At 66.7% G+C, this 18,941-nt stretch carries 20 protein-coding genes; 13 read left to right on the top strand and 7 right to left on the bottom strand.

Going from position 1 to position 18,941, the window contains the following annotated elements:
• The first annotated feature begins 123 nt into the window (after positions 1 to 123).
• The 8 genes from ACFWU5_RS24270 (at position 124) to ACFWU5_RS24235 (ending at position 7,062) form a co-directional block, all read left to right on the top strand.
• Positions 124 to 1,242, top strand: coding sequence for an alkaline phosphatase PhoX (locus ACFWU5_RS24270; protein ID WP_379269059.1), 1,119 nt, complete (start codon positions 124 to 126; stop codon positions 1,240 to 1,242).
• Positions 1,243 to 1,293: 51 nt separating this feature from the next.
• Positions 1,294 to 1,731 carry an NUDIX domain-containing protein gene (locus ACFWU5_RS24265; protein WP_379269058.1) on the top strand — a complete coding sequence of 146 codons (438 nt, stop codon included), beginning with the start codon at positions 1,294 to 1,296 and terminating at the stop codon, positions 1,729 to 1,731.
• Positions 1,732 to 1,815: 84 nt separating this feature from the next.
• On the top strand, positions 1,816 to 2,805 hold the full coding sequence (zapE, locus tag ACFWU5_RS24260) for a cell division protein ZapE (RefSeq protein ID WP_379269056.1): 990 nt from the start codon (positions 1,816 to 1,818) through the stop codon (positions 2,803 to 2,805).
• 163 nt (positions 2,806 to 2,968) lie between these two features.
• Complete coding sequence (locus ACFWU5_RS24255; protein WP_379269054.1) at positions 2,969 to 3,874, top strand: DUF4129 domain-containing protein; 906 nt, start codon at positions 2,969 to 2,971, stop codon at positions 3,872 to 3,874.
• A complete protein-coding gene (locus ACFWU5_RS24250) occupies positions 3,871 to 4,365 on the top strand; it encodes a hypothetical protein (RefSeq protein WP_379241107.1) in 495 nt (164 codons plus the stop codon). Before ACFWU5_RS24255 ends, ACFWU5_RS24250 begins: the two co-directional genes overlap by 4 nt.
• Before the next feature lie 17 nt (positions 4,366 to 4,382).
• Positions 4,383 to 5,345, top strand: a complete 963-nt coding sequence (locus ACFWU5_RS24245) for an AAA family ATPase (protein ID WP_379241108.1) — start codon at positions 4,383 to 4,385, stop codon at positions 5,343 to 5,345.
• The gene (locus tag ACFWU5_RS24240; RefSeq protein ID WP_379241109.1) at positions 5,342 to 6,616 is read left to right on the top strand and encodes a DUF58 domain-containing protein; all 1,275 of its coding nucleotides are present in this window, start codon (positions 5,342 to 5,344) and stop codon (positions 6,614 to 6,616) included. Before ACFWU5_RS24245 ends, ACFWU5_RS24240 begins: the two co-directional genes overlap by 4 nt.
• On the top strand, positions 6,613 to 7,062 hold the full coding sequence (locus ACFWU5_RS24235; protein ID WP_379241110.1) for a hypothetical protein: 450 nt from the start codon (positions 6,613 to 6,615) through the stop codon (positions 7,060 to 7,062). The genes ACFWU5_RS24240 and ACFWU5_RS24235 overlap by 4 nt, the downstream gene beginning before the upstream one ends.
• Before the next feature lie 93 nt (positions 7,063 to 7,155).
• Here ACFWU5_RS24235 and ACFWU5_RS24230 read toward each other — a convergent pair whose 3' ends face one another.
• Both ACFWU5_RS24230 and kstD read right to left on the bottom strand, forming a co-directional pair.
• Positions 7,156 to 8,016 carry a MaoC/PaaZ C-terminal domain-containing protein gene (locus ACFWU5_RS24230; protein WP_379269053.1) on the bottom strand — a complete coding sequence of 287 codons (861 nt, stop codon included), beginning with the start codon at positions 8,014 to 8,016 and terminating at the stop codon, positions 7,156 to 7,158.
• Between the two features lie 241 nt (positions 8,017 to 8,257).
• Positions 8,258 to 9,943: a 3-oxosteroid 1-dehydrogenase gene (kstD, locus tag ACFWU5_RS24225; RefSeq protein WP_379269052.1), complete on the bottom strand. Its 1,686-nt coding sequence runs from the start codon at positions 9,941 to 9,943 to the stop codon at positions 8,258 to 8,260.
• Positions 9,944 to 10,078: 135 nt separating this feature from the next.
• Between kstD and ACFWU5_RS24220 the strand changes: the two genes are divergently transcribed.
• From ACFWU5_RS24220 to dmpG, 3 genes are all read left to right on the top strand, one after another.
• Positions 10,079 to 10,864, top strand: a complete 786-nt coding sequence (locus ACFWU5_RS24220) for a 2-keto-4-pentenoate hydratase (RefSeq protein WP_379269050.1) — start codon at positions 10,079 to 10,081, stop codon at positions 10,862 to 10,864.
• 104 nt (positions 10,865 to 10,968) lie between these two features.
• A complete protein-coding gene (locus ACFWU5_RS24215; protein ID WP_379269048.1) occupies positions 10,969 to 11,877 on the top strand; it encodes an acetaldehyde dehydrogenase (acetylating) in 909 nt (302 codons plus the stop codon).
• 16 nt (positions 11,878 to 11,893) lie between these two features.
• Positions 11,894 to 12,931, top strand: coding sequence for a 4-hydroxy-2-oxovalerate aldolase (dmpG, locus tag ACFWU5_RS24210; RefSeq protein ID WP_379269046.1), 1,038 nt, complete (start codon positions 11,894 to 11,896; stop codon positions 12,929 to 12,931).
• Here dmpG and ACFWU5_RS24205 read toward each other — a convergent pair.
• On the bottom strand, positions 12,901 to 13,647 hold the full coding sequence (locus ACFWU5_RS24205; RefSeq protein ID WP_379269075.1) for an SDR family oxidoreductase: 747 nt from the start codon (positions 13,645 to 13,647) through the stop codon (positions 12,901 to 12,903). The genes dmpG and ACFWU5_RS24205 overlap by 31 nt on opposite strands.
• A gap of 71 nt (positions 13,648 to 13,718) precedes the next feature.
• On the opposite strand from ACFWU5_RS24205, the gene ACFWU5_RS24200 reads away from it, so the two are divergent.
• Positions 13,719 to 14,066 carry a winged helix-turn-helix transcriptional regulator gene (locus tag ACFWU5_RS24200; protein ID WP_379269045.1) on the top strand — a complete coding sequence of 116 codons (348 nt, stop codon included), beginning with the start codon at positions 13,719 to 13,721 and terminating at the stop codon, positions 14,064 to 14,066.
• Positions 14,067 to 14,195: 129 nt separating this feature from the next.
• Positions 14,196 to 15,071, top strand: coding sequence for a hypothetical protein (locus ACFWU5_RS24195; RefSeq protein WP_379269043.1), 876 nt, complete (start codon positions 14,196 to 14,198; stop codon positions 15,069 to 15,071).
• A gap of 77 nt (positions 15,072 to 15,148) precedes the next feature.
• Here ACFWU5_RS24195 and hsaB read toward each other — a convergent pair whose 3' ends face one another.
• From hsaB to hsaA, 4 genes are all read right to left on the bottom strand, one after another.
• On the bottom strand, positions 15,149 to 15,709 hold the full coding sequence (gene hsaB, locus ACFWU5_RS24190; protein WP_379269042.1) for a 3-hydroxy-9,10-secoandrosta-1,3,5(10)-triene-9,17-dione monooxygenase reductase subunit: 561 nt from the start codon (positions 15,707 to 15,709) through the stop codon (positions 15,149 to 15,151).
• Between the two features lie 17 nt (positions 15,710 to 15,726).
• Positions 15,727 to 16,635 (bottom strand): iron-dependent extradiol dioxygenase HsaC, encoded by a 909-nt coding sequence (gene hsaC, locus ACFWU5_RS24185; protein WP_379269040.1) that lies wholly within the window; start codon positions 16,633 to 16,635, stop codon positions 15,727 to 15,729.
• Entirely contained in the window at positions 16,632 to 17,501 is an 870-nt protein-coding gene (gene hsaD, locus ACFWU5_RS24180; protein ID WP_379269038.1) for a 4,5:9,10-diseco-3-hydroxy-5,9,17-trioxoandrosta-1(10),2-diene-4-oate hydrolase, read from the bottom strand. The genes hsaC and hsaD overlap by 4 nt, the downstream gene beginning before the upstream one ends.
• An 89-nt stretch (positions 17,502 to 17,590) precedes the next feature.
• Complete coding sequence (gene hsaA, locus ACFWU5_RS24175) at positions 17,591 to 18,754, bottom strand: 3-hydroxy-9,10-secoandrosta-1,3,5(10)-triene-9,17-dione monooxygenase oxygenase subunit (RefSeq protein ID WP_379269037.1); 1,164 nt, start codon at positions 18,752 to 18,754, stop codon at positions 17,591 to 17,593.
• Positions 18,755 to 18,941 lie beyond the last annotated feature (187 nt).

The following is an 18,941-nucleotide window of genomic DNA, read 5'->3' as shown; positions in this document are numbered from 1 at the left end:
TGTTCTACGCACGGCTGCCTGCCCGTCATCGCATGGTTCCCCGCGGCCCCTAGCCTCCGTCGAACTGCCTGTCGATGACAGGCGGGTCGAGGGAAGGAAAACGCTGTGCAGCGAAGAGGATTCATGAAGGCGGCTGTGGTCGGTGCCGGTTCGGTGGCGCTGACCTTCACGCTCGGACGCGAAGCGCTGGCCTACCCGGCGCAGGCCGGGCCCAGCCCGTACGGACCCCTGCAGGCGGCCGACGCCAACGGACTGATGCTGCCGAAGGGCTTCACCAGCCGGATCGTCGCGCGGTCGGCCCAGGTGGTCGCCGGGACCAAGCACGTGTGGCACGGCGCGCCCGACGGTGGCGCCTGCTTCGCCGACGGCGCCGGCTGGATCTACGTGTCCAACGCGGAACTGGGCAAGGGCGCGGGCGGGGTGAGCGCGCTCAAGTTCGACGGCGCGGGCAACGTCACCGGCGCGTACCCGATCCTGTCGGGCACCACCGACAACTGCGCGGGCGGCGCCTCGCCGTGGAACACCTGGATCTCGTGTGAAGAGCACCCGAAGGGCCTGTGCTGGGAGACCGACCCGTGGGGCGTGAAGCCCGCGGTGAGCCACGAGGCGATGGGCGTGTTCAACCACGAAGCGGCCGCGTTCGACCCCGACCGCAAGGTCGTCTACCTCACCGAGGACGAGTCGGACGGCGGCTTCTACCGCTACACCCCCACCACCTGGGGCAACCTGTCCGCGGGCAAGCTCGAGGTGCTGACCACCGAGCTGACCTGGGCCGCGGTGAAGCCCAAGGGCAAGGACTGCCGCAAACAGGTCAAGAACATGTACCTGTTCAACGGTGGCGAAGGCGCCTACTACCGCAACAACATCTGCTACTTCACCACCAAGGGCGACGACAAGGTCTGGGCCTACAACGCCGCGACCAACCAGCTCGCCACCGTCTACGACAACGACACCGCGGGCAACGCACCCCTCACCGGCGTGGACAACATCACCGGCGACCCGCACGTGGGTGACCTGTTCGTCGCCGAGGACGGTGGCGACATGGAGATCTGCGTGATCACCCCCGACGACGTGGTCGCCCCCTTCGTCAAGGTGGTAGGCCAAGACGACTCGGAACTGGCAGGCGTCGCCTTCAACCCCACCGGCACCCGCATGTACTTCTCCTCCCAAACCGGCCCCACCAACACCGACACCGGCGGCATCACCTACGAAGTAACCGGCCCCTTCCGCCGCTCCCTCTAACCCCCCGGCGCCGGATCCCCCACGGATCCGGCGCCCTCGTACCCTCGACCAGTGCCCCCACACCACCCCGTCGACGTCCACCTCCTCCTGCTGCGCGACAACACCATCCTCCTGAGCCTGCGCCGCAGCACCGACGAGTTCGACAACCACTGGCACCTCCCCTCGGGAAAACTGGAGATCGGCGAGTCCGCGACAGCCGCAGCCGCCCGAGAAGCCGCCGAAGAAGTCGGCATCGACATCACCCCCACAGCCCTACGCCTGATCCACGTCGCACACGTCACAGCCCCTCACCATGACGCCCGGCTCGGCCTGTTCTTCCGTGCCGACCGATGGACCGGCGAACCGATCAACTGTGAGCCGGATAAATGCTATGAGCTGCAATGGTTTCCGCTGTCGAGGCTGCCGGACGAGCTGATCGAGTACTCGGCTCTCGGCATCGCGGCCCTGGACTCACCTCGGCCCTACAGCGAATTCGGCTGGCAGCAGTGATAGACGTGTGATGCGTTGCACGCGTGCGGGTCTGGGCTCGGGGCGGGTGCGTCGGCAAAGCTGTCAGGGGTCTAGGAGGTTCGGATGAGACCCGACGTCGTCGTGTTCGACACCGCGCAAACAGCGGCCGCGAACGCCCTCGCGCAGCTGTTCGAGCACGGGCATCGTCGCGGGTGGGCGACACGCATCGGCCACTCCCGCACGCGGCGATCCGGCATCTACCTGCACGGGAGGCCGGGTCGGGGCAAGACCATGGTGATGGATCGGTTCTTCGCCGACGCCGCGACAAAACGTAAGCGCCGCTTCCACTTTCACTCCTTCTTCGCGGCCCTGCACACGGCAACCCACACTCTCGGCTCCATCGAACGTGCCATCGACGATCTGCTCGGTGACGCCGAGCTGGTCTGTTTCGACGAGTTCCACGTCACCGATATCGGCGACGCCATGCTCATCGCCCGCCTGCTCGACACCTTCTTCGCCGGCCGCCGCACGCTGGTGGTCACCTCGAACTACCGCCCGCAGGACCTGCTGCCCAACCCGCTGTTCCACGATCACTTCCTGCCGACCATCGCCCAGATCCTGGCGAACCTCGAAGTCGTCACCCTGGATGGCCCGGTGGACTACCGCACGCGCACCCCCGTCCGCGACACCGGCTTTCTGGCGGGCCGTTACGTGCTCACCACCGCAGATCACCCCGCAAAAGCAGACCCCGTCGACCTGGGCAACGGCAGAACCATCCGCGCCCACACCGCCGGCCCGACGATCACCGTCGACTTCCACCACCTCTGCGCCGTCGCCACCAGCGCCGCCGACTACCTCCACCTCACCCAGCGCTACCACCACTGGACCCTGCGCAACGTCCCCCCGCTGCGCGAAGTCCCACCCGACTGGTCCATGCGCCTGGTGAACCTCATCGACGTCCTCTACGACGCCGACCTCGCACTCACCATCTACGCCCCAGAACCCGCACCGGAACTGACCGCGGGCGTCCCGGCGATTCCCGACCTCGCACGCACCGCCAGCCGCCTCGGTGAGTTGCCATTAACCGGCGCGGCGACTGTTCGCCCTGCGTAACAAGCCCTTGCTCCCAGGGGGACAATCGATAGTGAGGGATTCCAAAAGTATCGATTTCCTTACGAGCGGACTGCCCGGCATGTAACTATGTGGCTGTTTGGTGCAGTCTCTGGGGTTTGGTGGTACAGCTGTGATCGGGGTGAATCAGCCCATAACGCGGGCGATGGTCGTGATCGCACTGGTCGTGGGCGCGACGATCGCGTTGCAGGGCACACTTCCCGGCGCCGACCCGTCTTCGACCGGCGTCCCGTCTCCGCTGCTGGTCGCCGTGATGCCGGTGTTGCTGCTGGTGTCGATCGTCATCCTGGTCGCGGGCGTGATCGCCAGCCAACACCGTCTCCCGCTGGCCATGCCCGAAGCCGAACGCGAATCCCTGCCGCGCATCCAATGGCGCAGGCTGGCCATCCTGGTGCCGATCGCGGTCGCGTCGGTCGCGCTGATCTTCGCGGGCGGCGTCACCGCCCTGTTCCTGCTGCCCGGCGCCCGTTCGCAGCGCACCGCCGTCGAGACCGTGACCGAGGGCTCCGACCCGGTCCCCACCCCGGTCGGCCCCGCACCCGACCCCACCACCGGCCCCACCGAACTCGCGGGCACCGCCCTGCTGATCGCGGCCGTGCTGGCCATCGCGCTGATCGCGGTCGCCCTGGTCGGCCTGGTCGTGGTCGCGGTGGCCGCACGTCGCGCACCGACCGCCGCCGCACCGGTCGAAGACGCACCGACCGCTGATCACGTGGACACCCTCACGCGCGCCGCCGAAATGGGCCTGGCCGCGATGAGCGCCCCCGGTCAGGACCCGCGCACCGCCATCATCGCCTGCTATGTGGCCATGGAACGCGGCCTGTCCAGCGACCGCGTCGCCCGCCCGCTGGCCTCGGACACCCCGATGGAAGTGCTGGCGCGCGCGTTCGAAAGCGGTGTGCTGCATGATGCTTCGGCTCGTGAGCTGGTCGCGTTGTTCGAGGAGGCGCGGTTCAGCCCGCACTCGATGCTGGAATGGCAGCGCATGCGCGCGGAGCAACTGCTGCGCATCGTGCTCACGGATCTGCAGCGCAGGCTGGTGACGGCATGAGCAGGACTTCAGTGATTGTCACGGCCGTGCTCGCGGTCGCCGTGATCGAGGTGGCGCTGGTGCGCCTGGACCGCGACTCGGTACTGCTGGCCGTCGCCTTACCGGTGGCCGTGGCGCTGGCGATGCTGGTCTGGTCGCTGCGCCACCGCGTGATCCGCGAGGAACCGCTCACCGAATACATCGACAACGGACCGGCGGAGATGCTGGGTCGCTGGCACGCGCGTGCTGAGATGCTCACCGCGCGCGCCGACGGCACCCGCGCCGACTGGGACCGACACCTGCGGCCCCTGTTGGCCAAGGAGTTCGAATTGTCCACTGGCTTACGGGTTTCCAAGAATCGGCGGGCTACCGAGGTAGCCGGTCAGCTGCAGTTCGGTCCCGAACTGTGGCGTTGGGTCGACCCCGCGAACTCCGCACTGCGCGATCAAACCGGTCGCGCACCGGGTAGAGAGGCGCTGGACGAGATCCTGCGCCGTTTGCAGACGATGTGAGGGGTTAGAGGCCACCGATGACCATGCCGTTGAACGTGACCGTCCAGCGCTCCGACGCCGTCCTGCGTGAGCTGGGCCGAGTCGTGGTCGGCAAGCGAGATGAGATGCAACTCATCATGATCGCTGTGCTGGCTGGAGGACACGTACTCATCGAGGACCTGCCGGGCCTCGGAAAGACACTGATAGCAAGGTCTTTCGCGGCCGCGCTCGGACTCGATTTCACCCGCGTGCAGTTCACGCCCGACCTGTTGCCCGCCGACCTGCTCGGTTCCACGATCTACGACATGGCGTCGGGCCGTTTCAACTTCCGCCGCGGCCCCGTGTTCACCAACGTGCTGCTGGCCGACGAGATCAACCGCACGCCACCCAAGACCCAGGCGGCCCTGCTCGAGGCGATGGCCGAGGGCCAGGTGAGCATCGACGGCGAAACCTTCCTGCTCCCACAGCCTTTCGTGGTTTTGGCCACCGACAACCCGATCGAGTACGAGGGCACCTACCCGCTGCCCGAGGCCCAACTCGACCGCTTCGCCATCCAGCTGCGTCTGGGCTACCTGTCCGAGGCCGACGAGACGCAGATGATCCGGCGCAGGCTCGAACGTGGTTCCACCGCACCGCAAGTCGGCCAGGTGGTCGACGCGCAGGGCTTGATGGAAATGCGGCAGTCGGTCGAATTCGTGACCGTGCACCCCGACGTGGTCAGCTACGTCGTCGCGCTGGCCTCGGCCACCCGCAGCCACCCGCAGGTAGAGGTCGGCGCCAGCCCGCGTGCCGAACTCGACCTGGTCCAGATGTCACGGGCCAGGGCACTGCTGCTGGGCCGCGACTACGTGATCCCCGAAGACGTGAAAGCCCTTGCGGTAGCGGCGATGGCGCACCGCATCACGTTGCGTCCCGAGATGTGGGTGCGCCGCATCCGCGGTGAGGACGTCATCACCGAACTGCTGCGCCGGCTACCGGTACCTCGCGCCACGAGCACATGAAACATCGGGACGAATCGAGAACGGTCGAGGTAGACCTGCGGTGGCGACCCGCCCCGCTGGTGTTCATCCTGGCCGGTTGCGCCGCGACGGCCCTGGTCGTCGCGGTGCTGTTGGGGCAGTGGCAGCTGGTGGTGTTCGCCGCCCCCATGCTCGGCGTGCTCGCCACCGCGCCGTGGCAGCAGGCCCCGACCCGAATCCAGGTCGACGGCAGCGGCACCGTGCGCTGTTTCGAGAACGAGCAGATCAGTTGCAACGCAGCGGCTTTCGTCGAAAGCGGCCACGCCCTGCTGCGCATGACGGCCGTGCCGATGGACGGCCTGGAACTCGCGGTCGACGAAGCCCACGATTCCGGCGGCGCGCCCGCGGGCATGGAGCTCAGCCTGTCGGCCACCCGCTGGGGACGTTATCCGGTGCAGGTCAAGGTCTCCGCGCTCAGCCCCGCGGGTCTCGCGGTCGCCACCGCGGAACTCCCCGCGGCCAAGCTCTACGTGTACCCCATCGCCGACCCGCAACGAATGCGCTTGCCGCGCACCGAACTTCCCGACCGCATCGGCACCCACCTCACCCGCCGACACGGCCCCGGCGTCGAATACGCCGACATCCGCGCCTACGCCCCCGGCGACCAACTGCGCACTGTGAACTGGCCGGTCAGCGCCCGCCGCGGCAGGCTCTACGTCACCCAACGGTTCACCAACCGATCCGCCGACGTGGTCGTCATGGTCGACACCTCCCTGCAGGCGCCCGGCCCCGCCAGCGCCTCGTTGGAACTGTCGGTGCGCGGCGCCGCCCAGGTGGTCCAGTCCACCCTGCAATCCGGCGACCGCACCGCGGTGGTCTGCCTCGGCGAATCCCCCCGCTGGCTACGCCCCGACATCGGCCGCCGCCAGTTCTACCGCATCGTCGACACGGTCCTGGGCGTAGGCGACGAACACGTCGAAACCACCGGCACCCTGGCCCCCCACGCCGCCGTCCCCATCGGCGCGATCGTGGTCGCCTTCTCCACCCTGCTAGACACCCAGTTCGCGCTTTCCCTGATCGACCTGCGCAAACGCGGCCACGTGGTCGTCGCGGTCGACGTCCTGCGCGGCACCCCCTTCGAAGAGGGCCTGGACCCGACCATGGCCAAGATGTGGCAACTGGAACGCGCCTCGATGTACCGCGACATGGGCACCGTCGGCGTCGACATCATCGCCTGGCCCGAAGGCACCCGCCTCGACCAGGCCATGCGCCTGCTCCCCGAACACCGCCGAGCAGTACGGGTCCGCCGATGACAAGATTCCTGGCCCTACTCGCGGGCCTGCTCCTGGTAGCCGCCGTAGCCCTGATCAACCCGATCGCAGGCCTGGCAGCACTGGCTTTCGTCATCGCCAGCTGGTGGTGGCGCCCCGCCTCGGTAGCCGCGGTCCTGGCCACCATCGCCGCCCTGGCCCTGTCCGACGTAGGCGTAATAGCCGCAGCCGCAACAGGTCTGGTAGCAACCACCTACCTCCTCAACGCCGCCGTCCTGCACGCCCCCGAAGGCGTAGTCCCCACCACCATCCCCTCAGTAGGCGGCGCAGTCCTGTTCACCATCGCCGCCGCCACCGCCGCCCTGGTCCCCATAGAACTCATCTGGGCCCCCCTAGCCGCCCCCATCCTCATAGTCGCCATCTACGCCCTCCTGGTCAGCGGCCTCTCCACCAAGGGCCCCACCATCGAACAAATCCCCGCCGACTAGGGGCCACCCAGCTGGACATGTGATCACCACGCTGTGGTTGCGGAGGCCACTCGGCCGATGCTCGCACCACAGCGTGGTGATCAATGGTCCAGATCAGGCGATGCGTAGCGTGACGTCGGTGAGGACGGGGGCGTGGTCGCGTTCGACCACGGTGACGGTCGCGATGAGGTCGTTGCCCTCGCGCCACACCTTGGTGCGCAGGGTTTCGCCGGGGTACAGGACGCCGGCGAACTTGGCGCGGAACCCGGCGACGCGGGTGGTGTCGCCGGCGAGTAATGCGTCGGTCAGGGCTTTGGCGACGATTCCGTAGGTGCACAGGCCGTGCAGGATCGGGGCGGGAAAGCCTGCGGCCTTGGCGAATTCGGGGTCGGAGTGTAGGGGGTTGCGGTCGCCGCACAGGCGGTACAGCAGGGCTTGTTGGGGCAGGGTGGGGGTGATGAGCTCGGCGTCGGGTGCGCGGTCGGGGAGTTGCGTTTTGGTGCTGGGGCCGCGCTCGCCGCCGAAACCGCCCTCACCGCGCGCGAAGATCGACGAGCGCGCCGTCCACAGCGGCTCGCCGTCGGAACCGACGACCGTGAGCTCCTGGACGATGACCGCCGCCGAGCCCTTGTCCCAGAGTTCGGTGATCCGGCCGGTGCTGGATGCTTTGCCGCTGGCGGGGATCGGCTTGTGGACGATTACTTCCTGATGGCCGTGCACCACGTTCGCCAGGTCGATATCGATGCCGGGGAAGCTGACCTTGGGGGCCTCGGTTTCGCCGAGGGTCGGGGCGACCGTGGCGAAAGTCGGCAGGACCTGGGGGGTGCGGTCGTGGAGATACCGCAGCTCACCGGGGTCGGTGGACGCGGCTCCGGCGCCGAGCCCGAGGTGGTAGAGCTGCACGTCGGACGGCGTCCAACTGAATTCGCGGCCGGGAAGTTCGGCGCCGAGCGCGACCTGTGGATCAATGGGCATGGATCGACTCCTGTGCGGATGGGCGCCGCGTCTGAGGCGGAGCCGGAAGTGGGGCGCTCGCGTCTGTGGTGACGTCGAGAACCGCGAGATAGGTGAGGGTGACGGTCGGGCTGATGCTCACGTGCTCGCCTCCGGCGACTTCTCGATGTCCGGCACCGCGAGGTGGGCGACGGTGATGGTCACACGCCCCCCAACTTCTTTGTCGCGATGTCGGGCACCGCAAGGTGGGTGGCGGCGATTCTCACGCACTCGCCTGCGCTGACTTCTTTGTCGCGATGTCCAGAACAGCCAAGTAGGCGAAGGTGATCGCGGGGCCGATGGTGGCGCCGGGGCCTGCGTAGGTGTGGCCCATTACCGGTGAGCTGGTGTTGCCTGCGGCGTACAGGCCTTCGATGATCGAATTGTCTTCGCGGAGAACGCGTGCGGCGGTGTCGGTGACCAGGCCGCCCTTGGTGCCGAGGTCGCCGGGCACCATTTTCGCCGCGTAGAACGGGCCCTGCTGCAGTTCGGCCAGGCACGGGTTCGGCTTGACGGTGGGGTCTCCGTAGTAGCGGTCGTAGTGGCTGTTGCCGCGGCCGAAGTCCTCGTCCTTGCCGGTGGCGGCGAAGCCGTTGAAACGCTCGACCGTGGTGGTCAGGTTCTCCGCGGGGACGCCGATGCGGTTGGCCAACTCCTCGATGGTGTCGGCCTTGACGATGTAGTCGTTCTCCAGCCAGCGCGACGGAAAGCGTTGTCCCGGTTGCAGACCCGCGAAGATGTAGCGGTTGCGGTAGCGCTGGTCGAACACCAGCCAGGCGGGGATGTTCTCGCCGGGGCCCGCGCCCTGACCGTATTCGCCGCCGTACATCGTGTGCACCGCCTCGACGTAGGGTGCGGACTCGTTGCCGAACCGCTCGCCCCGGTCGTTGACCATGATGGTGCCGGGCAGGTTGCGCTCGGCCAGCGCGAACCACGGCTTGCCGCCCTTGAAAATCGTCGGACCCCACCAGGCGTCCTCCATGAACCCGACCGTCGCACCCGCTGCCATGCCCGCGGTGATGCCGTCACCGGTGTTGGCCGCCGCGCCGGTGGTCCATTCCGTGCCGATCGGCTGACGCTGGTACTTGGCGCGCATATCGGCGTTGTGTTCAAAACCGCCGCTACCCAATACAACTCCGTAGCGCGCGGCGAAAGTCACCGGCTTGCCGTCGCTGATCGCCTCGACTCCGGTGACTCGCCCGTCGGTGACCACCAGGTCGGTGAGCGCGGTGTTGAGCAGCACCGGCACGCCCGCGTCGAGCAGCCCCTTGCGCATCGCGGCGATGATGGCCTGACCCATGCCGAGCAGGTGCTTGCCGGTGGCCTTGGCCCAGTAGGTGCGCGCGCCGACTCGCAGTGCTCGCATCATTCCCTTGGGATGACGACGAATCAGGTTGAGCCGCACGAAGTCTGCCTGCGTCACCACCACATTGAGCGGCGCCTTCGCATAGGGCGGTTCGAGGTTCACCAGTTCCGCGCCGAGCACTTTCGCGTTGAAAGGCTTTGGTTCGCAGGACCTTCCGGTGCCGCGACCGCCCGGCGCTTCGGGATAGTAGTCGGAATAGCCTGGCACCCAGTTCATTTCGAGCGGGCTGTGATCGAGGACGAAGTCGAATGCCTCGGCGCCGCGATCGAGGTAGGTGTCGATCTTCTCGGCGGGCACCACGTCGCCGATGATGCTGTGCAGGTAGGTGCGCGCGTCCTCGCGGTCGTCGGGACGGCCCGACGCCCGCAGCGCCTTGTTGCCCGGAATCCAGACGCCGCCGCCCGAACGCGCCGTCGACCCGCCGTAGTGCGCGGCCTTCTCCAGCACCACCACGCTCAGCCCCTTGTGGGCCGCGGCGAGGGCGGCGGTCATTCCCGCCGCGCCGCTGCCGACGACCACGACATCATATTCCCGATCACTCATGTAGAACACGTTACAGAAAGTGCGCCGTTTTGCGCTATGTTGTCTGGACGAAGGGCTGATATTCGTGTCGGCAACCCGTTACAGTTTTGATGTCCAGCCGACGCAGATCGGCAGATATTTCCCTAGGAGGTCCGCGTGCTGTCCGACGCGCTGCGTTCCGAGCTCGCCGATGAACTGGCTCGCGCCGAAACCGACCGTGTGGCCGTCGGCCCGCTGGTCGAGCGGTATCCGGGGATCGACGTGGTCGATGCCTACGAGATCCAGCTGCTCAACATCCAGCGCCGACTACGGTCCGGCGCGAAGGTCGTCGGGCACAAGGTGGGGCTGTCGTCGCTGGCCATGCAGCAGATGATGGGCGTCGACGAGCCCGACTACGGTCATCTGCTCGCCGACATGGAGGTTTTCGAGGACATCCCCGTCGACACCTCGCGCTTCCTGCTGCCCCGCGTGGAGGTCGAGGTCGGGTTCGTGCTCGGCGAGGACCTGCCGGGCGAAGACTGCACCGAGGCCGATGTTCTCGCCGCGACGGTCGCCTACGCGCCCGCGATCGAGCTCATCGACTCGCGCATCACCGACTGGAAGATCGGCCTGGCCGACACCATCTCCGACAACGCGTCCTCGGCCGGTTGGGTGCTCGGTAAGCAGCGGATTGCCCCGGGCGACATCGACATCACCGCCATCGACGCCGTGCTCACCCGCAACGGTGAAGTCGTCGCCGAAGGCCGCAGCGACGCGGTGCTCGGTGACCCGTTGATCGCGGTCGCCTGGCTCGCCCGCAAAGTCGCCGGTTTCGGCGTGCGGCTCAAAGCCGGTGACATCGTGTTGCCCGGCTCCTGCACTCGCGCCATCGACGCCCGACCGGGTGACGCCTTCCTCGCCGAGTTCACCGGACTCGGTTCCGTCCGCCTCGACTTCGCCTAGCCCACCGCGCACGGACGTGGACCGCGATTCGGTTGGCTCCGTGCTTCTTTCACCCGATCCGTTCCTCTCGCCGGCCAACGCCGGCCGCCCCTAGGAGGCCAACCGTGTCCAACGGGAACGTCACCGCCGCGATCGTCGGATCCGGCAATATCAGTACCGACCTGCTGTACAAACTGATGCGGTCGGAGTCGATCGAGCCGCGCTGGATGATCGGCATCGACCCCGACAGCGAGGGGTTGAAGCGGGCGCGCGGGCTCGGGTTGGAAACCTCCGCCGAGGGTGTGGACTGGCTGCTGTCGCAGGATGTGAAGCCGGACATGGTGTTCGAGGCCACCTCGGCCTACGTGCACCGCGCCTCCGCACCGCGTTATGCCGAACTCGGTATCCGCGCAGTGGATCTCACGCCCGCGGCGGTCGGTCCTGCGGTCGTGCCGCCGGTGAACCTGGCCTCGCTGCTGGACGCACCGAACGTCAACATGATCACCTGCGGCGGACAGGCCACGATCCCGATCGTGGCCGCGGTCTCCCGCGTCGTGCCGGTCGCGTATGCCGAGATCGTCGCGTCGGTGTCTTCGGTCTCGGCAGGGCCGGGCACCCGCGCGAATATCGACGAGTTCACCAAGACCACCAGCCGCGGCGTGGAAACCATCGGCGGTGCGCAGCGCGGCAAGGCGATCATCATCTTGAACCCCGCGGAACCGCCGATGATCATGCGCGACACCATCTTCTGCGCTATTCCCGAAGACGCCGACCACGACGCGATCACCGCCTCCATCCACCAGATGGTCGCCGACATCCAGCAGTACGTGCCCGGTTACCGACTGCTCAACGAACCCCAATTCGACCCGCCCTCAGTGGTTTCCGGCGGCATGGCGAAGGTGTCGGTGTTCGTCGAGGTCGAAGGTGCGGGCGATTTCCTGCCCCCGTACGCGGGCAACCTCGACATCATGACCGCCGCCGCGACCAAGGTCGGCGAAGTCATCGCCGGTCAGATCCTCTCGGCCCGGGTGTAAAGGAGCTTGTGAAATCATGGTCTATTCAACAGAACTCGACATCCGGATCACCGACACCTCGCTGCGTGACGGCTCCCACCACAAACGCCACCAGTTCACCACCACCGAAGTCCGCGACATCGTCGCCGCCCTCGACGGCGCGGGCGTGCCGGTCATCGAAGTCACCCACGGCGACGGCCTCGGCGGTTCCTCGTTCAACTACGGGTTCTCGAAAACACCTGAGCAGGAACTGATCACGATCGCGGCCGAGACCGCGCGCAATGCCAAGATCGCGTTCCTCATGCTCCCCGGCGTCGGTGTCAAAGAAGACATCAAGATCTCCCAGGACAACGGCGCCGCCATCTGCCGCATCGCCACCCACTGCACCGAAGCCGACGTCTCCATCCAGCACTTCGGCTACGCCCGCGATCTCGGCCTGGAAACCGTTGGCTTCCTGATGATGTCGCACACTCAGCAGCCGGAATTCCTCGCCAAGCAGGCGCGCATCATGGCGGACGCGGGCTGCCAGTGCGTCTACATCGTGGACTCCGCCGGAGCCCTTGTCCTGGAACAGGTTTCCGACCGCGTCGCCGCGGTGGTAGCCGAACTCGGCTCCGACGCCCAGGTGGGTTTCCACGGCCACGAGAACCTGGGCCTGGCCGTCGCCAACTCCGTCTACGCGGTCCGAGCAGGCGCCACCCAAATCGATGGCAGCACACGCCGTTTCGGTGCGGGTGCGGGCAACACCCCCGTCGAAGCCTTCGTCGGGGTCTCCGACAAACTCGGCATCAAAACCGGCGTCGACTTCTTCGCCATCGCCGACGCCGCCGAAGACGTGGTCCGCCCGGCCATGCCCCAGGAATGCCTGCTCGACCGCCAATCCCTGATGATGGGCTACGCGGGCGTGTACTCCAGCTTCCTCAAGCACGCCGAACGCCAAGCCGAACGTTACGGCGTCTCAGCAGCGGAAATGCTGGTCCGAGCAGGCCAACGCAAACTCGTCGGCGGCCAGGAAGACCAACTCATCGACATCGCTTTGGAACTTCAACGCGAAGCGTCGGTCACCGCGAGATAGTCGTCGCCACCGACATAGAACGTCTGTCCGGGGGCCGCGTCCACCGTTGCCGCCCGTACGATCACGCGCGCGAACTCCTCCACGGTGGGCAACGGACCGGCTTCACGGCGTGACTCGACACTGCTCGGGTCACGCCGTTCGAGCAGGCGGACGATGATCGTGCCGTCGATCATGTCCCCCGACACCACCGTGAAACCGACACCGCGCGCATGGAATTCGGGCGCCAACTCCCGCAGTGCGTCCTCGCCCGCGCGCTTACTCGCCGCGATCGGCGCATAACCCTGCGGCACGTCACCCTTGTCGCGGAAGAAGTGCGCCTGATGGCTGGTGACGAACACGATCCGCCCGCCTACCGGCATGAGCGGCAGCATCGACGTCGCCAGATTCACCTGCGCATCGCGATTGAGCCGCAGCGCGTATCCCGCATCCGCGTCCCGCTCGAGTCCACCAGAAGCATTGAGCACCAACACATCCAGTCGCCCGATCGCCTCGACCATCGACTCGACGGCCTCGGGATCCGACACGTCGGCACCCAACACCGACGCGCTCCCACCCGCCGCCACAATCCCGTCGGCCACATCCTGGGCCCGCTTGTGCTTCTCCCGATAGTTCACGACAACATGCGCCCCCGCGTCCCCGAACTGCGCCGCAACCTCCGCCCCGATCCCCCGGGAAGCCCCCGTCACCAGCACAATTCGCCGATCCTGCCGCGCCACCGATTCCACCGTCGATCTCCTCCCGAGCACCCACAATGCTTCTGATTCAGAAGCAACTATCGTGCTTCTGAATGAGAAGCGCAACCGGCGACGAGCCCTCCCCGAAAATCCTGGCCGCGATAGACCTACTCGGCCAACGCTGGATGCTGCGCGTGATCTGGGAACTAGAACCCGGCCCCCTCGGCTTCCTAGACCTGCGCCGCCGCATGGGCAACTGCTCATCGAGCATGCTCTCCGACCGCCTCCAACAACTCCAATCCGCCGCCCTGATCCACAAAAACGCCCCCCGCGGCGCCTACGAACTAACCACCGAAGGCACCCTCCTAGCCGAATCCCTCCAACCCCTCTGGGACTGGTCCGAACACAGAACCCCCACCGGCGACGGCGCCGGCCGAATCCCCTGGCGCCCCACCCACTAACTGGACCGCTGTTCACCACGCTGTGGTGGCGGCATCGGTCGAGAGCCTCCCGCCACCACGGCGTGGTGATCAATTGACCAGCGGGGGGCGGGGGGTTGTTGTCGGTGGGGAGGGGCATTATGGCTGGGTATGGGGGTATATGACGGGGCGTTTGTCGGGTCGTGGGCGGTGGGGGCGGGGGTGGTGACGCGGTGGCAATTGCGGCACGACTTCGAGCGGGTCGCGCACGATGTTTATGTCGCGCGGGGGGTTCGGCTCGACGCGGTGGGGCGAGCCATGGCCGCGGTGCATTGGACCAAAGGGTCAGGTGTGCTTGTCGGGCTTTCTGCTGCCGCGATGTTGGGGAGCAAGTGGATCGATGACGAGCTGCCCGCCGAGATCGCGGTGCCGACCTACCGTCGGCCGCCGGACTGGATCAGCTGTCGGCAGGCGCGAATTGCCGAGCATGAACAGTGCTTCGTCGAAGACTTCCCGGTGACTACCCCGAAGCGGACAGCCTTCGATCTGGCCCGACACCTACCCTTGCAACGCGCGGTGCCGGCGCTCGACGCGTTGTGTCGGACAACGGGGCTCACGCCACGGGATGTTCTCGGCTTCGCGGCCGAGCACCCCGGTGAACGCGGTTGCGCACAGGTCCGCCAGGTCATGCCGTTGGTCGACACGGGCGCGGAGTCACCGCCGGAATCATTGACCAGACTGCTGATCGTCCGAAGCGGCTTGCCCGCGCCGACCACTCAGATCGTGGTTCGACACAGTGACGGCGGGTTCTTCGCCCGCCTGGACATGGGCTGGCCGGAATGGCGCGTCGGCATCGAATACGACGGCGCCCAGCATTGGACCGATCCCACCCAACGCACGAAAGACATCGACCGCTCGGCAATCCTGGCCGACTACGGCTGGCAGATCATCCGAGTAGGCGCGAACCTCCTCTACCGCCGCCCCCACATCCTCCTTGACCGAGTCCACCACGCCCTGGCCGCCAGGGGCGTCCTGTTGAACACCTGATCACCACGCTGTGGTGGCGGCATCGGTCGAGAGCTCCCCGCCACCACAGCGTGGTGATCTTGATCAGGCTCGGGGGCTCACAACCAGGTGTCGAGGCTGGTGGTGGTGAGGAAGTGGTCCAGGTCGGCTCGCCAGGGGGCGGGGGTGGTTTTGTCTGGTTCTATGCCTGTGTATTGGCCTCGGTAGAACAGGAGGGGGCGGCCTGCGGTGGGGTCGGATTCGGAGAGGGCTTGGACGCGGCCGATGACGATGTGGTGGTCGCCGCCGTCTACTACCGAGTCGACTGTGCATTCGATGGTGGCCAGGGAGTTGGCCAGTACCGGGACGCCCAATTCCGATGTGTGCCAAGCGACTCCGGCGAACTTGTCGGGTTCGCGGGAGCCGAAGCGGGCGCAGACCGGTTGTTGTTCTTCGGACAGGACGTTGACGCAGAACTTGCCCGCGGCCTCGATTGCCGCCCAGGAGCGTGAGCCTTTGGTGGGGCAGAACAGCACCAACGGCGGATCGAGCGAGAGGGCGGCGAAGGATTGGCAGGCGAAGCCGATGGGCTCACCGTCGGGGTCCAGCGCGGTGATCACGGTGATGCCCGTGCAGAACTGCCCGAGTACCGTGCGAAATTGTCTGCCGTCGATTGTCATATCCCTCGCCGCCATTGCTATTGCTGCCGAAATCCGACGGTGAAGTCGTGACCCCACAGGCTGACCGCGGTCGATTCGCGGGCGATCCAGTCGTGGTCGTCGACTTCCAAACCCTCGCAACCGAATTCGATGTCGAAGCCGCCGGGAGTCTTCATGTAGAACGACAGCATCTTGTCGTTGATGTGCCGGCCGAGCGTGGCCGACATCTTCACCTTCTTGCGGTTGGCGCGGTCCAGGCACAGGCCGACGTCGTCGGAGTTCTCCACTTCGACCATGAGGTGCACGATGCCGGTCGGGTTGGGCAGCGGCAGGAACGCCAGCGCGTGGTGGCGCGGGTTGCAGCCGTAGAACCGCAGCCAGGCGGGGTCGCCGTCGGCCGGGCGGCCGACCATCTGCGGGGGTAGCCGCATGGAGTCGCGCAGTCGGAAGCCGAGGACGTCCTGGTAGAACGCCTGGGCCGCGGCATCGTCGGTGCAGGTCAGCACCACGTGGCCAAGGCCCTGCTCGGCGGTCACGAACTTGTGGCCGTAGGGGCTCACGAAACGGCGGCCCAGATACTGCGCGCCGTAGAACGCCTCGAGAGTGTTCCCGGACGGGTCCTGGAACCGGATCATGCCTTCGACGCGGCGCTCGCCGAGCTCATCTTTGGTGCCTTCGGTGAAGGCGACCCCGGCCTTGGCCAAGGTCTCGCGCAGCTGCTGCAGGCCGCGGGCGTCGGTGACTTCCCAGCCCGAGACCAGTAGGCGGTCCTGCTGGCCGGGCACGATCACCAGGCGCGCGGCGAAATCGTCCATGCGCAGGTAGAGCGCGTCGGGATCGAGCCCGGTGCCCTCCATCATGCCCAGCACCTTGAGGCCGTACTCGCGCCAGGCCGCCATGTCGGTGGCCTCGATGCGCATGTAGCCCAGGGCACGAATGCTCATCACTTCTCCCCGAGGAAATCGACTGTGAGACGGTTGAATTCGTCGAACTTCTCCAGCTGAGCCCAGTGTCCGCAGCCGCCGAACACGTGCAGCTGGACGCGTGGGATCACCTTGGTAGCCACGAGCGCACCGTCGAGTGGGTTCACCCGATCTTCGCGACCCCAGATCAGCAGCACCGGTTGACGCAGCTTGTACGCGTCACGCCAGAGCATGCCCTTCTCGAAATCCGCGCCGGCGAAGGACTTGCCCATCGCCTTCATCGCGGCCAGCGACTCGGGGGTGTTGGCCAGCGCGAACCGCTCGTCGATCAGCTCGTCGGTGACCAGCGACTGGTCGAACACCATGATCCGCAGGAACTTCTCCAGGTTGTCCCTGGTGGGTTCGTAGGTGAAGCGCGACAGCAGTCGCACGCCCTCGGTCGGGTCGGGCGCGAACAGGTTGGTGCTCAGCCCGCCCGGACCCATCAGCACGAGTTTGCCTGCGCGCGTGGGGTTGTCGAGCGCGAAGCGCACCGACGCGCCGCCGCCGAGCGAGTTGCCCAGCAGGTGCACGCGGTCGGTGATGTCGAGGTGGTCCAGCAGTGCGAGCAGGGCGTTGGAGCTGTGCACGAAGTACTGCGGGTGATCAATCGGCTTGTCGGACTTGCCATATCCGGGCTGGTCGGGCGCGATCACGTGGAAATGTTGCGCCAGCACCGGGATATTGCGGGCGAAGTTCGACCACGCCGACGCGCCGGGCCCGCCGCCGTGCAGCAGCACGATCGTGGGGCCGCTGCCGACGCCCGCTTCGTGATAGTGCAGCTTCAGATCGGGAGTCACCTGCGCGAAGCGTGACGTCGATTCGTACGTGAGTTCAGCGGTCGCGGTCATCGGCTGCGCCCTTCTGCGGTGACCTGAGCGAAGCGTTCAGCGGTCATCGGCTGCACCACCTGCGCCGAGCATGGAGTGAGGTTCATCGGCTACACCATGGCGTCGGTGACGGGCAGCCCGAACTCGTGCGTGCCGTACATGACGTAGGCGCGCTCGGGATCGTTGGCCGCGTGCACTCGCCCGGCGTGCGCGTCACGCCAAAAACGCTGCAACGGAGTGCCATTGGCAAGCGCGGTCGCGCCGGAGGACTCGAAGAGCTTGTCGATCGAAGCGATCACCCGTCCGGTCGCCCGCACCTGATCGCGACGGGCGCGAACCCGCAGGTCGAACGGCACTTCCTCGCCCGCGAGCAGCAGCGCGTACTCGTCGGCCACATTGCCCGACAGCTGACGCCACGCCGCATCGATATCCGAAGATGCCTCCGCCACACGCACTTTCGCGAACGGATCGTCCTTGGCGTTCTCGCCCGCGTAAGCCGCGCGAACCCGCTTGCCCTGATGCTCGACATGCGCTTCGTAAGCGCCGTAGCCCATTCCGACGATCGGTGCCGAGATGGTGGTGGGATGGATTGTCCCCCAGGGCATCTTGTACACAGTGTCAGGATTCTGGGCCAGGCCGGGCGAACGCCCCTCGCTCATCGCGCGGAAGCTCAAGAAACGATGTGCGGGCACGAAAACGTCTTCCACCACAACGGTATTGGACCCGGTGCCGCGCAGCCCGACCACGTTCCACACGTCGTCGACGCGGTAGTCCGAACGCGGAATCAGGAAGCTGCCGAAGTCGACCGGCTTCCCGTTCTTGATCACCGGACCGCCCAGAACAGCCCAGGTGGCGTGATCCGAACCCGAGGACCAGGCCCAAGATCCGCGCACGATGTAGCCGCCCTCGACCGCCTGACCCGCACCCATGGGCGCGTACGACGACGAGATGCGCACATCGGTGTCGGAGCCCCACACGTCTTCCTGAGCCTGCTGGTCGAACAGCGCCAGGTGCCAGTTGTGCACGCCGATGATGCCGGCCACCCAACCGGTGGACCCGCAGGCGCTGGCGATCTTGCGCACGGTGTCGTAGAAGATCACCGGGTCGGCCGCGTGCCCGCCCCACTGCTTGGGCTGCAGCAGCCGGAAGAATCCGGTGTCTTGCAGCGCTTTCATGGTCTCGTCGGGGATGCGGCGCAGGTCTTCGGCCTCCTGCGCGCGTTCACGCAGGGTCGGCAGCAGTGCCTCGACCCGTTCGATTACTTCTTGCGTCATGTGGGAGCCCGCTCCTGCCTTGTCGGATCGACAACCGGTTCTATTCGCCTCTGAGATTAGAACAGGTTCTCGTTTCTGTCGAGAAGATCGGCCTACCTCGGATATAACAGGGGTCAATGGAGAACTTCGCTGGATAACTAGCGTGAAGCGGCTCCGTTTTGTAACGTGTTCTAGTGAACGAGGAGGG

Origin of the sequence: Nocardia sp. NPDC058640, assembly GCF_042716995.1 — a bacterium.
GTDB lineage: Bacteria > Actinomycetota > Actinomycetes > Mycobacteriales > Mycobacteriaceae > Nocardia.
This window is presented reverse-complemented; position numbering and strand designations above follow the sequence as displayed.

Bases quoted from the DNA above. Each gene is read 5' to 3' on its own strand.
- hsaD (WP_379269038.1), bottom strand. From the start codon at position 17,501: ATGACCGCGACCGCTGAACTCACGTACGAATCGACGTCACGCTTCGCG.
- ACFWU5_RS24230 (WP_379269053.1), bottom strand. From the start codon at position 8,016: ATGCCCATTGATCCACAGGTCGCGCTCGGCGCCGAACTTCCCGGCCGC.
- ACFWU5_RS24195 (WP_379269043.1), top strand. From the start codon at position 14,196: ATGGGGGTATATGACGGGGCGTTTGTCGGGTCGTGGGCGGTGGGGGCG.
- ACFWU5_RS24245 (WP_379241108.1), top strand. From the start codon at position 4,383: ATGACCATGCCGTTGAACGTGACCGTCCAGCGCTCCGACGCCGTCCTG.
- zapE (WP_379269056.1), top strand. From the start codon at position 1,816: ATGAGACCCGACGTCGTCGTGTTCGACACCGCGCAAACAGCGGCCGCG.
- ACFWU5_RS24255 (WP_379269054.1), top strand. From the start codon at position 2,969: ATGGTCGTGATCGCACTGGTCGTGGGCGCGACGATCGCGTTGCAGGGC.
- ACFWU5_RS24250 (WP_379241107.1), top strand. From the start codon at position 3,871: ATGAGCAGGACTTCAGTGATTGTCACGGCCGTGCTCGCGGTCGCCGTG.
- dmpG (WP_379269046.1), top strand. From the start codon at position 11,894: ATGGTCTATTCAACAGAACTCGACATCCGGATCACCGACACCTCGCTG.
- ACFWU5_RS24270 (WP_379269059.1), top strand. From the start codon at position 124: ATGAAGGCGGCTGTGGTCGGTGCCGGTTCGGTGGCGCTGACCTTCACG.
- hsaA (WP_379269037.1), bottom strand. From the start codon at position 18,754: ATGACGCAAGAAGTAATCGAACGGGTCGAGGCACTGCTGCCGACCCTG.
- ACFWU5_RS24240 (WP_379241109.1), top strand. From the start codon at position 5,342: ATGAAACATCGGGACGAATCGAGAACGGTCGAGGTAGACCTGCGGTGG.
- ACFWU5_RS24200 (WP_379269045.1), top strand. From the start codon at position 13,719: ATGAGAAGCGCAACCGGCGACGAGCCCTCCCCGAAAATCCTGGCCGCG.
- hsaB (WP_379269042.1), bottom strand. From the start codon at position 15,709: ATGACAATCGACGGCAGACAATTTCGCACGGTACTCGGGCAGTTCTGC.
- ACFWU5_RS24235 (WP_379241110.1), top strand. From the start codon at position 6,613: ATGACAAGATTCCTGGCCCTACTCGCGGGCCTGCTCCTGGTAGCCGCC.
- kstD (WP_379269052.1), bottom strand. From the start codon at position 9,943: ATGAGTGATCGGGAATATGATGTCGTGGTCGTCGGCAGCGGCGCGGCG.